Source organism: Cupriavidus sp. D384, from assembly GCF_001652915.1.
Classification (GTDB): Bacteria; Pseudomonadota; Gammaproteobacteria; order Burkholderiales; family Burkholderiaceae; genus Cupriavidus.
Genome location: NZ_BBQI01000017.1, coordinates 19,451 through 32,240, shown reverse-complemented (window position 1 = coordinate 32,240; position 12,790 = coordinate 19,451). Strand labels below are relative to the sequence as shown.

The window sequence follows — 12,790 nt, the reverse complement described above, 5'->3', positions numbered from 1 at the left end:
GTTCGGCAATCAGCAGTCCTTCCAGCAGTCCTTGTCTTATCGCGGCCTCACCAGTTCCGTTCATAACAAGGAGACATCCCCATGCAGCATCGCCATGCCTCGCGGCTTGCGAGCCTCCCATTGCGGCGCCAGTTTCGGCAGACCGCGGTTGCGGTGGCCGCTTCCACCCTGTTGATCTCGGCCTGCGGAGGCGGAGATTCGTCCGGCGGTACCGGGACCACCCCTCCCGCGACGAATCCGAACACGCGTCCGGACTTTATCGTCGGCACGATTTCGATCAAGTCGTACGACGGCAATTCCGACGACCTGCTCACCGCAGGGCTGGGCAAGGACGGGCTGGCGGGTACGGCGCCGGTATTTGCCAATCCCAATGCGCCGACGGCGGCGGAACTGCGCCGCAATGCGATCTACGTCAATTACCGGGCCATCGTGGACGTCCAGGCCGCCGGCGGCTACGGGTCGCTGTACGGGCCGAACGTCGATTCGCAGGGCAACGTCACGGCCAGCCAGGGCAAGGTCCCAGGTACCGAATACATCGCTTATGCCGATGACGGCTCCGGGCTCAAGAACGTGACGATGATGGTTCAGATTCCAGATTCGTTCGACCGTGCCAACCCGTGCATCATTTCCGCCACGTCGTCGGGGTCGCGCGGCGTCTATGGCGGCATCGCGGTGGGCGAGTGGGGCCTCAAGCGCGGCTGCGCGGTGGCCTATACCGACAAGGGCACCGGGGCCGCGCCGCATGATCTTGAATCCGACACGGTCCCGCTGATCGATGGCACGCGCGCCGACCGGACCACCGCAGGCAAGCTGGCCCAGTTCGCGGCCCAGCCGGGCGGGGTCTCGCTGGCAGCGTTCAACGCGTCCTTCCCGCACCGGCTTGCGTTCAAGCACGCCCATTCGCAGCAGAACCCCGAAGCCGACTGGGGCAGGAACACGCTGCAGGCCATCCAGTTCGCCATGTTTGCGCTGAACGACCGCTTCGGCACGCTGGGTACGGATGGTTTGCGCCAGATCACCTTCACGAAGAGCAACGTGCTGGTCATCGCGTCGGCCATCTCGAACGGCGGCGGGGCGGCCATCGCCGCTGCGGAGCAGGACGAGGACGGGCTGATCGACGGGGTGGCGGTGGGCGAGCCCAACGTGGAAATGCCGCCGGCCCCGGTGATTACGGTGCGGCGCGGCGGCACGGCGGTGGCAGCGTCGGGCAAGTCGCTGTACGACTACACGACGACGGCAAACCTGTTCCAGCTGTGTGCGGCGCAGGTGGCCACGCTGGCGAATGCGCCACGTGTTTCCGGCTCTTCTACGCTGCCATCGCTGCCGTCACAGACCATCGACCGCTGTACGTCGCTGGTGGCGGCAGGAAAGCTGGCGGGGGCCACGACCCCGGACCAGGCCAATGCCGCGCTCGGCGCCATGCACGCGGCGGGATGGGAACCGGAATCGGATGAGCTGCACACCAGTCTGTCGCTGCTGGAGGTGGCGAGTTCGATCTCGGTGACTTACGCAAACTCCTACTCGCGGGCCAGCGTTACCGACCGGCTGTGCAGCTACAGCTTTGCCTCGCCCGCGCCGACGACATCGGTGCCTGCCACGATCCCGGCCATTTCGCTGGCCGGGCTGTTCTCCACGGGCAATGGCATACCGCCGACCACGAGCGTGACGATCATGAACGACGACTCGCCGGGCGGCGCCACGCGTGACTTCGTGTCGAAATCGAAATCGAACAGCGTGGCCGATGCGAACCTGGATGGCGCCCTGTGCCTGCGCAATCTCCTCGACAACCGGAACACGGCCCTCATGACGGGTATTGCCCAGACGTATCGCAACGGCGACCTGCGCGGCAAGCCGGCGATGATCGTGCATGGCCGCAGCGATGCGTTGCTGCCGGTCAATCACACGTCACGGCCGTATCTGGGGCTGAACAAGTCGGTGGAGGGCAATGCCAGCAAGCTGTCCTATATCGAAGTGACGAACGGACAGCACTTCGATGGTTTCATCGATTTGGTGGCCGGCTATGGCGCGCGGTTCATTCCGATGCATGTCTACATGAACCGGGCCCTGGATGCGGTCTACGCCAACCTGAAGAGCGGTACGGCGCTGCCGCCCTCGCAGGTGGTGCGCACCACGCCGCGCGCGGGCGGCCTGACGGACATCATCGCCCCGCAGATCCTGCCGTCTAATGTGCCGCCGATCGCGGCCACCCCGGCTGCAGGCGACAAGATCTCGGTGAGTGGTACCACCGTCGACGTGCCGAACTAGCCGCCCGGCAACCCACTGAAGGCCAGGTAACCCGCCATGCACTTGCAGTCTGTACAAGTTGTGTGGCGGGTGTCTTGAAATGTCAATGCAAAGCCCTATCTTTCGGGAGTAACGTGTCCGGCAGGGCATGCGCGAAACGGCAGCCAAGACGCTGCAACGCCGCCGCCCCGCACCAGGACACACTCATCGACTTGAGAGAGAGGGCGCCTGATGCGAATTGACAAACTGACTACCCGGTTCCAGGAAGCGCTGGCCGAAGCGCAGAGCCTGGCCCTGGGCCACGACAACCAATATATCGAACCCCAGCACCTGCTGCGTGCGCTGCTGGCCCAGGAAGACGGCTCGGCCCGCACGCTGCTGTCGCGTGCCGGCGTGAACGTCACCGGGCTGCAGACCGCGCTGGACGCGGCCATCAGCCGTCTGCCGCAGGTACAGGGCACCAACGAGGTCCAGGTTGGACGCGACCTCAACAACCTGCTGAACGCCACCGAGAAAGAAGCGATCAAGCGCAACGACCAGTTCATTGCCAGCGAACTGTTCCTGCTGGCCGTGTCCGACGACAAGGGCGACACCGGCCGCATCGCGCGTGAGAACGGGCTGTCGCGCAAGTCGCTGGAAGCGGCCATTACGGCCGTGCGCGGCGGCGAGAACGTGAACAGCGCCGATGCCGAATCGCAGCGCGAAGCACTGAAGAAGTACACGGTGGACCTGACCGAGCGGGCCCGCGCGGGCAAGCTCGACCCGGTGATCGGCCGCGACGACGAAATCCGCCGTGCGATCCAGATCCTGCAGCGCCGTACCAAGAACAACCCCGTGCTGATCGGCGAACCGGGCGTGGGCAAGACCGCCATCGTCGAAGGGCTGGCGCAGCGCATCGTCAATGGCGAAGTGCCCGAGACGCTCAAGAACAAGCGCGTGCTGGTGCTCGACATGGCTGGCCTGCTGGCCGGCGCCAAGTACCGTGGCGAGTTCGAGGAACGCCTGAAGGCGGTGCTCAGCGACGTTGCCAAGGACGAAGGTCAGACCATCGTCTTTATCGACGAGATCCACACGATGGTGGGCGCGGGCAAGGCCGAAGGCGCGATCGACGCGGGCAACATGCTCAAGCCGGCGCTGGCGCGCGGCGAGCTGCACTGCATCGGCGCCACCACGCTGAACGAGTACCGCAAGTACATCGAGAAGGATGCCGCGCTGGAGCGCCGCTTCCAGAAGGTGCTGGTCGACGAGCCGAGCGTGGAATCGACCATCGCCATCCTGCGCGGCCTGCAGGAAAAGTACGAGCTGCACCATGGCGTGGAGATTACCGACCCGGCCATCGTGGCTGCGGCGGAGCTGTCGCACCGCTACATCACCGACCGCTTCCTGCCGGACAAGGCCATCGACCTGATCGACGAGGCGGCCGCACGCATCAAGATGGAAATCGACTCGAAGCCCGAGGCGATGGACAAGCTCGAGCGCCGCACGATCCAGCTCAAGATCGAGCGCGAGGCGGTGAAGAAGGAAACCGACGAGGCATCGCGCAAGCGCCTGGAACTGATCGAGCAGGAAATCACGCGCCTGGAGAAGGAATACGCGGACCTGGATGAAATCTGGCGCGCAGAGAAGGGCGCGGCGCAGGGTGCGGCTGCGCTGAAGGAAGAGATCGAGAAGATCAAGCTCGATATCTCGCGCCTGCAGCGTGAAGGCAAGCTCGACAAGGTGGCCGAACTCCAGTACGGCAAGCTGCCGGCGCTGGAGGGCAAGCTGCAGGCGGCAAACAAGGCCGAGGCCTCCGAGCAGAAGCAGCCCAACAAGCTGCTGCGCACGCAGGTCGGGGCCGAGGAAATTGCCGAAGTGGTCAGCCGTGCCACGGGTATCCCGGTGGCCAAGATGATGCAGGGCGAGCGCGAGAAGCTGCTGCGGATGGAAGACCGGCTGCACCAGCGCGTGGTGGGGCAGGACGAGGCCGTGCGGCTGGTGTCAGATGCGATCCGCCGTTCGCGGGCCGGGCTGTCGGACGAGAACAAGCCGTATGGCTCGTTCCTGTTCCTGGGGCCGACCGGCGTGGGCAAGACCGAACTGTGCAAGGCCCTGGCCGAATTCATGTTCGATTCGGAAGAGCACCTGATCCGTATCGACATGAGCGAATTCATGGAGAAGCACAGCGTGAGCCGGCTGATCGGCGCGCCGCCGGGATACGTGGGCTATGACGAAGGCGGCTACCTGACCGAGGCCGTGCGCCGCAAGCCGTATGCGGTGATCCTGCTCGACGAGGTGGAGAAGGCCCACCCGGACGTGTTCAACGTCCTGCTGCAGGTGCTGGACGATGGCCGCCTGACCGACGGCCAGGGCCGTACCGTGGACTTCAAGAACACGGTGATCGTGATGACGTCGAACCTGGGTTCGCACATCATCCAGGCAATGTCCGGCGAGCCGCAGGAAGCGGTGAAGGGCGCGGTGTGGCAGGAAGTGCGCACGCATTTCCGGCCGGAGTTCCTGAACCGGATCGACGAGGTGGTGGTGTTCCACGCGCTGGACCAGAAGAACATCGAATCCATCGCAAGGATCCAGTTGCAGCGCCTGCAGTCGCGCCTGGCACGCATGGACATGACGCTGGATATCAGCGAGCGTGCCCTGGAGAAGATTGCCAGCGCGGGCTACGATCCGGTGTTTGGCGCGCGGCCGCTGAAGCGCGCGATCCAGCAGCAGATCGAGAACCCGGTGGCAAAGGCCATCCTCGAAGGCAAGTTTGCCGCCAAGGACGTGATACCGGTGGATTACGAGGACGACCACTTCACGTTTGGACGCATCGTTCACTGAGCCGGGCTGTCGACGGCAACGCGCGACGACATCGCGAAAGGACCTCCTGCGGAGGTCCTTTTTTTTTGTGCGCGTCTTGCGCCACAATACCGGCTCTGCCTGATTCCCACCCCTGGAGCAATCCCATGGCTCATGGCGAGCACAAATACCACATCACCGTGGAATGGACCGGCAATCGCGGCACCGGCACCACCGGGTACCGCGCCTACGGACGCGACCACACGATCCGCGCCGGCGACAAGCCCGCGATACCCGGTTCGTCGGACCCGGCCTTCCTGGGCGATGCCCGGCGCTGGAATCCGGAAGACCTGCTTGTGGCGTCGGCCAGCGCCTGCCACAAGCTCTGGTACCTGCACCTGTGCTCGGATGCCGGCATCGCCGTGCTGGCCTATGTGGACGAGGCCGAAGGCACCATGACCGACAGCCCCGCAGGCGGGCGGTTCTCCGAAATCGTGCTGCGCCCGCACGTGACGATCCGCGCCGGCGACGACGCCGATCAGGCCGCGCACCTGCACCACGTGGCACACGAGAAATGCTATGTCGCCAACTCGGTCAACTTCCCGATCCGGTGCGAGCCGGTGATCGTGCAGGCGGCTGCGGCCTGAGCCGCATGTGGGGCGCGTATGTCGGTTGCCTCACCAATCTCGTGCGAAAGCTGCTTGTCCATCACGATTGCCATGTACTAGTGTTGACACATTGCATTGCTTGACAAGCCAACAGTCAGCACGGTCATGAATATCCGCGTTGTCCTGAGCAACTCCTCATAGGGCCTGCCCCCGCGCTGCCGCGCGGGTTGCCCGTTTCCCAGCCCGTCGCATCCGGTTGCCGAGCCCATCCGCCCGGCGGGCCTCGCTCGTCCTTGCGTCATGCAAGAACACGGCAGACGCCCGATCCGCGCGTTGCCACGCCTGCCAGTCCGACATTCGCAGCTCGCGCCCCCCGGCGCTTCTTTGTAGTCTGGAGGAAATATGGTGTTGCCAATACGGAAGGTCCCCCTGACCCTGGCGGCCGCGGTTGCGGGCACGCTGCTGGTCGTTTCCTGCGGTGGCAGCGACGACAATTCGACGCCGACCACACCCACGACGCCCACCACGCCACAGGCCGACAACAGTTGCCAGGTGCTGGCGAGCAATGGCAGCACGGTGGTGGTCGGGTCGAATCAGCCCGGCGACCCCGCGTTGCCGGAGCCTGCCACCGGCTATCGCACCGGGTTGAAACCGGTCTACGCCAAGACCTATATGGTTTCCACGTCGAACGCCTATGCCAGCGCGGCGGGCTGCGCGGTGCTCAAGAACGGTGGATCGGCCGCCGACGCCGCCGTGGCGGTGCAGGCCGTGCTGGGGCTGACCGTGCCCGAGGCCACGGGAATGGGGTCGGGCGGCTTCATGCTCTATTACGATGCCGCCGCAAAGACGGTGCAGGCCTACGACGGACGCGAGACCGCGCCGGCCGCCGCCACCGAGAACTACCTGCGATACGTGGACGATGCCACCGACCAGACGGTGCCCAAGCCCAGTGCACGCGCCAGTGGCCGGTCGATTGGCACCATCGGCGTGCCCAGGATGATCGAGCGCGTGCAGAAGGAACACGGCAAGCTGGCGTGGAAGGACCTGTTTGGCGATGCCATCTCGCTGGCTACCAATGGCTTTCCGATCGGCGGCCGGCTTGCACAGGCCATCTCGTCGAACGCCACCAGCCTGAAGCGCGATCCCGAAGCGACCGCCTATTTCTTCAACGCGGACGGCACACCCAAGGCGCTCGGCACCGTGCTCAAGAATCCGGCCTATGCCAACACGCTGACCGCCATGGCGGCGCAGGGTGCCGACGCGCTGTACAAGGGCGCCATCGCCAACGACATCATCGCCAAGATCGGCTCGACCACCGCCACGGACGGCACGCCAACCACCCCGGGCAAGACCACGCTGGCCGACCTGGCCGCGTACGAGGCCAAGCTGCGCACCCCGGTCTGCGTGACGTACCGCGCGTACTGGATCTGCGGCGCGCCGCCGCCCACATCGGGCGGCATCACCGTGGCATCGGCGATGCAGATCATCGAGAACTTCGACATGGCATCGTTCAAGCCCAGTCCCGTGGACGCCGAGGGCGGCAAGCCGACCGTGCAGGGCGTGCATCGCGTGAGCGAGGCCGAACGGCTGGCCTACGCGGATCGCGACAAGTACGTGGCCGATACGGACTTCGTGCCGTTGCCCGGCGGCACCTGGGACACGCTGCTGAACAAGCCCTACCTGCAGACGCGCGCCGCGCTGATCGATCCGAACCAGTCGATGCACACGGCCGCGCCCGGCAACTTCGGTGCGGTGCCCCTGGGGGTGGTGCCGCTGGTCGAGCACGGTACGAACCACTACTCGATCGTTGACGCGCAGGGCAATGTCGTCAGCGCCACCACGTCGGTGGAGTCGAGCATGGGATCGTTCCATATGACCAATGGCTTCCTGCTCAACAACCAGCTGACCGATTTCTCGGCGACACCCACGGATACCAACGGCGACCCGGTCGCCAACCGGGTGCAGCCGGGCAAGCGGCCGCGCAGCTCGATGGCGCCGACGCTGGTGTTCCGCAAGGCCGCCGATGGGTCGATTGGCGATTTCCTGATGGCGACCGGCTCGCCAGGCGGCGGCACCATTCCGCAATATGTGGTCAAGACGCTGGTGGGCGTGCTCGACTGGGGGCTTGACGCGCAGCAGGCGTCGAACCTGGTGGACTTTGGCGCCAGCAACAGCGCCACCACGACCATCGGCGGCGAGCATCCGGACATCGATGCCAGCAATGGCGGCGCCAACGATCCGCTGATTACCGGGCTGAAGGCGCTGGGTCACACCATCTCGACTTCGGCGCAGTCCAGCGGCGTCAACACGATCCTGCGCACCCAGGCGGGCGGCGCGCCCGTGCTGCAGGGCGGCACCGACCCCCGGCGAGAGGGCGTTGTGCTGGGCAATACGTTTACGCCATGACTGCCGCCGGAACTACGCCGTTCGGCAGGGTTCTTCTGTCCTGTTGGCAGGATTTTGCAGCCAGCCGCCCGCGATTGTGGGGCGATTGACCTGCGTCAACTTGCGAATGGGAACGGATGGCTAATATTTGAACCGTCATGGAGATGCGGGGGCGCTCTTCATGACTTGTCTACCCGTTTCCGGAATGGAAACTTGACCCGCAGCGCAACTCCGGTGCTGCGGGTTTTTTCTTTTGGGCCGGCGAATGCGCTGTGACAAGCCCCATCGATCGGGGTGCGGTCACCGCGCTCCAATCAGGCGAGTTGAACGTCCAGCCGCTTGCCCAGCGAGCCCAGCGCTTTCTCGATCATTTCCAGCTTGGAAGAGTGCCGCAGGTTCAGGAGTCGATCCACCTGTGGCATGTGAACATCCAGCCGCCGAGCGAGATCCGCCTTGCGTACACCCTGCGCCAGCATTTCGTTGGCGAGGAGCACCTTGGCGGTGACCAATGCGGGCAGTGTGACCGTTGGCTGGCCGCGACGGGACTTGGAGGGCAGGGGAATCGGGCGGCGCAGGTCGAAGTAGATGTCCAGCGCCGCTTCAAGGGCCTCCAGCCCTTGCTTCAGCGCATCGGTTTCGTCGACGCCGACGGCATTGGCTTCCGGGATGTCGGCAAAGGTGACTAGCAGCGTGCCATTGCTATCGGGCGTCAGCGTTACGGGGTACGAGAACATGTCGTGCGTCCTGTGGTAAGTCGGTCGATGCCAGGTATGGGATGGCGAGTCCGGGTGAAAGGAGGCCCTTTGCGGGCCTGCCCCTCACTTCAGGCCGAGCTGCTTCCTGATCCTCAATTCCAGATCCTTGCCCATTTCCTTGCTGCCATGATGGGGAAAGATCGTCGTGAAGCCATTCAGCGTGACCCGGTAGTGGCTGGAACCGCTGCGGTGCTTCTGGAAAACCGCACCCTGCTGTTCGAGCCACCGCTTGAACTCGCTGTATTTCATGCCCCTCCCTAGTCGGTTGAGAGGTCGGCATTGTGCAACATATATGTTGTGAATCTCAACGGGTAAAATGCAACATTTATGTTGCGTTGTCAAGATGGCGATGCGAGCTTTCCGGCATTCCCATATTCCCCTCCGATCTTATGCAGAAAACGTGCTTGGATCGGCGAAACCATTCGTTCCGTTCAGAAGGGCCGGCCGGTAGCCTTTCTCCCTGACAGAAACCCCGTCCGATCAAGGCGGGGACATTTCACGACAACTCTGACGGGAGCAATTGAACATGATTCGCAAGCTGGCCCTGGGCCTCGCAGTACTGTCCGCAATCGGCGCCGCACCGGCCGCCCTGGCCAATACCAACCTGCTGAACGTTTCCTATGACCCCACGCGCGAGCTGTACGTGGACGTGAACGCCGCGTTTGCCAAGGCCTACAAGGCGCAGGGCGGCGACACGGTGCAGATTCGGCAGTCGCATGGCGGCTCGGGCAAGCAGGCACGTTCGGTGATCGATGGCCTGGATGCCGATGTGGTCACGCTGGCACTGGGCTACGACATCGACGCCATTGCGGAGAAGGGCCTGCTGAAGCCCGACTGGCAGAAGCGCCTGCCGCACAATGCGTCGCCGTACACGTCGACGATCGTGTTCCTGGTGCGCAAGGGCAATCCGAAACATATCAAGGACTGGAACGACCTGGTGAAGCCGGGCGTGCAGGTCATCACCCCGAACCCGAAGACGTCGGGCGGTGCGCGCTGGAACTACCTGGCGGCCTGGGGTTATGCGCTGCGCCAGCCGGGCGGCAATGAGGCCAAGGCCAAGGAATTCGTCGGCCAGCTGCTCAAGAACGTGCCGGTGCTGGATTCGGGCGCGCGCGGCGCCACGACCACGTTCGTGGAGCGCGGCCTGGGCGACGTGCTGATCGCATGGGAAAACGAAGCCATCCTGGCGATCAAGGAACTGGGTCCGGACAAGTTCGACATCGTGGCGCCGTCGGTCTCGATCCTTGCAGAGCCGCCGGTGGCCGTGGTGGACAAGGTGGTGGACAAGAAGGGCACCCGCAAGGCCGCCGAGGCCTACCTGCAGTTCCTGTACACCGACGAGGGCCAGGAGATCGCAGCCAAGAACTACTATCGCCCGATCTCGGAAAAGGTGGCCGCCAAGTACGCCGCCAACTTCCCGAAGGTAAAGCTGTTCACGATCGACGAAGTGTTCGGCGGCTGGGCCAAGGCCCAGAAGGCGCACTTTGCCGATGGCGGTTCGTTTGACCAGGTGTACCAGCCCGGCAAGCGGTAATCACAGCGCCGGGGCGGCCCCTGGAACGATCGCGCCCGCGACCGTGCCTGCCGCCCCGGAGCGCCTGACGAAGGAGCCCGAGATGTCCGCTGTTCGCGCTGTCCTGCCATCCCGCGTCGCCATGGGGCGATGTCCCGCCTGACCTGAAGTTTCCCAACGCATGACCTTCCTGCATGCCGCGCGATGCGCCGGCAGGGCGTCGTGCCGCCATCGATATCGACCTTTTCGTCTTCAGGAATCCCATGACATCGTTCAAACCGCTTTCCCTGCGCCGGCGCCTGCTGCTGGGCGCGCTCGTGGTAGCCACCGGCCTGTCCTACGGCCTGCTGGCCAAGCCGGCCCAGGCGCAATCGCAGACCGTGAATCCGAAGCAACTGCGCATCGGTTATCAGAAGTACGGCACGCTGACGCTGCTCAAGGCGCGCGGCACGCTGGAAAAGCGCCTGGCGCAGCAGGGCATCACCGTCAAATGGACCGAATTCCCGGCCGGCCCGCAGTTGCTGGAAGGCCTGAACGTGGGCGCCATCGATTTCGGCACCGTGGGCGAGGCGCCCCCGATCTTTGCGCAGGCAGCCGGGGCGCAGCTGGCCTATATCGGCAATGAGCCGCCGGCCCCCACGTCCGAGGCCATCGTCGTGCCGAAGGCATCGGCGCTGAAGTCGGTGGCCGACCTGCGCGGCAAGCGCGTGGCGCTGAACAAGGGTTCGAACGTCCATTACCTGCTGGTGCGCCAGCTGGAAAAGGCCGGCATCCCCTGGAGCGAGATCCAGCCCGTGTACCTGCCGCCCGCCGACGCCCGCGCGGCCTTCGAGCGCGGCGCCGTGGACGCCTGGGTGATCTGGGACCCGTTCCTGGCGGCTGCCGAAAAGCAGCTCGATGCACGCGTACTGGCCGATGGCCGTGGCGCCGACGGCAAGAACGTGGTCAGCAACCATCAGTTCTACCTGGCATCGCGCCCCTATGCGAATGCCCGCCCCGACGTGGTGAACGCGATCCTCGACGAACTCGCGCAACTGGGCCAGTGGGCCGAGAAGAACCCCAGGGACGCCACGCAGTTCCTGGCAAAGGAAACCGGACTCGATCCAAGCGTGCTGGAACTCGCAGTTTCAAGGTTTTCCTATGGCGCGAAGCCGGTCACGGCCGGTGTGCTGGCCGAACAGCAACGCATTGCCGACGCATTCGTGACGCTGAAGCTGATTCCGAAGCCGATCAAGGTGGCCGATGCCGCCTGGCAACCACCGGCCGCCACGGCGCAACGCTGAATGGCGGAACCGCCAAGGCCGCGCATCGCAACCGACAAAAAAAGAGGCTCGACATGCAAGTTTTCTGGTTCATCCCCACCCACGGCGACAGCCGCTACCTGGGCACGTCCGAAGGGGCGCGCGAAGTCAGTTTCGACTACCTGAAGCAGATTGCCGTGGCCGCCGATACGCTGGGCTACGAAGGTGTGCTGATTCCCACCGGCCGTTCGTGCGAAGACCCGTGGGTGGCCGCCTCGGCACTGGCTGCGGTGACGCGCCAGCTCAAGTTCCTGGTGGCCGTGCGGCCGGGTCTGATGACGCCGACGCTGGCCGCGCGCATGGCCGCCACCTTCGACCGCGTGTCGGGCGGACGCCTGCTGGTGAACCTGGTGACCGGCGGCGACGTGGCCGAACTGGAAGGCGATGGACTGTTCCTGGACCACGCCGCACGCTACGAGGCGTCGTCCGAGTTCATCCGGGTCTGGCGCGACGTGCTCGCGGCCAGCCACGACAACGGCGACATCAGCTTCGAAGGCAAGCACATCACCGTGAAGGGCGCGCGCGTGCTGTACCCGCCGGTGCAGCGCCCACATCCGCCGGTGTATTTCGGCGGATCGTCGGCGGCCGCGCATGACCTGGCCGCCGAACAGGTCGAAGCCTACCTGACCTGGGGCGAGCCGCCCGCCGAGGTGGCGAAGAAGATTGCCGATGTGCGCGCCCGTGCCGCGAAGCATGGACGCACGGTGCGCTTCGGCATCCGCCTGCACGTGATCGTGCGCGAAACCGAAGCGGCCGCATGGGCCGCCGCCGACGACCTGATCAGCCGCCTTGACGACGAAACCGTGGCGCGCGCCCAGGCCGTCTTTGCGAAGATGGATTCCGAAGGTCAGCGCCGCATGGCGGCCCTGCATGCCGGCGGCGCCAGGCGCACCCGCGAGGCACTGGAAATCAGTCCGAACCTGTGGGCCGGCGTGGGCCTGGTGCGCGGGGGCGCGGGCACGGCGCTGGTGGGCGATCCGCAGACCGTGGCGGCGCGCATCAAGGAATACGCGGCGCTGGGCATCGACACCTTCATCTTCTCGGGCTATCCCCATCTGGAAGAGGCGTACCGCTTTGCCGAGCTGGTCTTCCCGCTGCTGCCGCGCTCGGTGCGCGACAAGCTGCCCGGCCAGGTGCTGTCGGGTCCGTTTGGCGAAGTGATGGCCACCGGCATCGTGCCGCGGGCTTCGCAAAGCTGAGGAGGGC

At 65.2% G+C, this 12,790-nt stretch carries 9 protein-coding genes; 7 read left to right on the top strand and 2 right to left on the bottom strand.

Features of this window, described 5'->3' with window-relative positions; translation table 11 throughout:
- The first annotated feature begins 81 nt into the window (after window positions 1-81).
- The 4 genes from A9J21_RS07550 (at window position 82) to A9J21_RS07535 (ending at window position 8,036) form a co-directional block, all read left to right on the top strand.
- Window positions 82-2,265: a D-(-)-3-hydroxybutyrate oligomer hydrolase gene (locus A9J21_RS07550; RefSeq protein ID WP_066733471.1), complete on the top strand. Its 2,184-nt coding sequence runs from the start codon at window positions 82-84 to the stop codon at window positions 2,263-2,265.
- A 210-nt stretch (window positions 2,266-2,475) separates the two neighbouring features.
- The gene (gene clpB / locus A9J21_RS07545) at window positions 2,476-5,064 is read left to right on the top strand and encodes an ATP-dependent chaperone ClpB (RefSeq protein WP_066733470.1); all 2,589 of its coding nucleotides are present in this window, start codon (window positions 2,476-2,478) and stop codon (window positions 5,062-5,064) included.
- 125 nt (window positions 5,065-5,189) lie between these two features.
- Window positions 5,190-5,669 (top strand): OsmC family protein, encoded by a 480-nt coding sequence (locus A9J21_RS07540; protein WP_066733468.1) that lies wholly within the window; start codon window positions 5,190-5,192, stop codon window positions 5,667-5,669.
- A 375-nt stretch (window positions 5,670-6,044) separates the two neighbouring features.
- On the top strand, window positions 6,045-8,036 hold the full coding sequence (locus A9J21_RS07535; protein WP_231906855.1) for a gamma-glutamyltransferase family protein: 1,992 nt from the start codon (window positions 6,045-6,047) through the stop codon (window positions 8,034-8,036).
- Between the two features lie 293 nt (window positions 8,037-8,329).
- Here the strand turns inward: A9J21_RS07535 and A9J21_RS07530 are convergent, their stop codons facing one another.
- Both A9J21_RS07530 and A9J21_RS07525 read right to left on the bottom strand, forming a co-directional pair.
- On the bottom strand, window positions 8,330-8,749 hold the full coding sequence (locus A9J21_RS07530) for a type II toxin-antitoxin system HicB family antitoxin (RefSeq protein WP_066733464.1): 420 nt from the start codon (window positions 8,747-8,749) through the stop codon (window positions 8,330-8,332).
- Between the two features lie 84 nt (window positions 8,750-8,833).
- A complete protein-coding gene (locus A9J21_RS07525) occupies window positions 8,834-9,019 on the bottom strand; it encodes a type II toxin-antitoxin system HicA family toxin (RefSeq protein WP_066733459.1) in 186 nt (61 codons plus the stop codon).
- 277 nt (window positions 9,020-9,296) lie between these two features.
- On the opposite strand from A9J21_RS07525, the gene A9J21_RS07520 reads away from it, so the two are divergent.
- From A9J21_RS07520 to ssuD, 3 genes are all read left to right on the top strand, one after another.
- Window positions 9,297-10,304: a sulfate ABC transporter substrate-binding protein gene (locus A9J21_RS07520; protein ID WP_066733457.1), complete on the top strand. Its 1,008-nt coding sequence runs from the start codon at window positions 9,297-9,299 to the stop codon at window positions 10,302-10,304.
- Between the two features lie 242 nt (window positions 10,305-10,546).
- The gene (locus A9J21_RS07515; RefSeq protein WP_066733865.1) at window positions 10,547-11,566 is read left to right on the top strand and encodes a sulfonate ABC transporter substrate-binding protein; all 1,020 of its coding nucleotides are present in this window, start codon (window positions 10,547-10,549) and stop codon (window positions 11,564-11,566) included.
- A gap of 53 nt (window positions 11,567-11,619) precedes the next feature.
- Window positions 11,620-12,783 carry an FMNH2-dependent alkanesulfonate monooxygenase gene (gene ssuD, locus A9J21_RS07510; protein ID WP_066733456.1) on the top strand — a complete coding sequence of 388 codons (1,164 nt, stop codon included), beginning with the start codon at window positions 11,620-11,622 and terminating at the stop codon, window positions 12,781-12,783.
- Window positions 12,784-12,790 lie beyond the last annotated feature (7 nt).

Bases quoted from the DNA above. Each gene is read 5' to 3' on its own strand.
- A9J21_RS07550 (WP_066733471.1), top strand. From the start codon at position 82: ATGCAGCATCGCCATGCCTCGCGGCTTGCGAGCCTCCCATTGCGGCGC.
- clpB (WP_066733470.1), top strand. From the start codon at position 2,476: ATGCGAATTGACAAACTGACTACCCGGTTCCAGGAAGCGCTGGCCGAA.
- A9J21_RS07540 (WP_066733468.1), top strand. From the start codon at position 5,190: ATGGCTCATGGCGAGCACAAATACCACATCACCGTGGAATGGACCGGC.
- A9J21_RS07530 (WP_066733464.1), bottom strand. From the start codon at position 8,749: ATGTTCTCGTACCCCGTAACGCTGACGCCCGATAGCAATGGCACGCTG.
- A9J21_RS07525 (WP_066733459.1), bottom strand. From the start codon at position 9,019: ATGAAATACAGCGAGTTCAAGCGGTGGCTCGAACAGCAGGGTGCGGTT.
- A9J21_RS07520 (WP_066733457.1), top strand. From the start codon at position 9,297: ATGATTCGCAAGCTGGCCCTGGGCCTCGCAGTACTGTCCGCAATCGGC.
- A9J21_RS07515 (WP_066733865.1), top strand. From the start codon at position 10,547: ATGACATCGTTCAAACCGCTTTCCCTGCGCCGGCGCCTGCTGCTGGGC.
- ssuD (WP_066733456.1), top strand. From the start codon at position 11,620: ATGCAAGTTTTCTGGTTCATCCCCACCCACGGCGACAGCCGCTACCTG.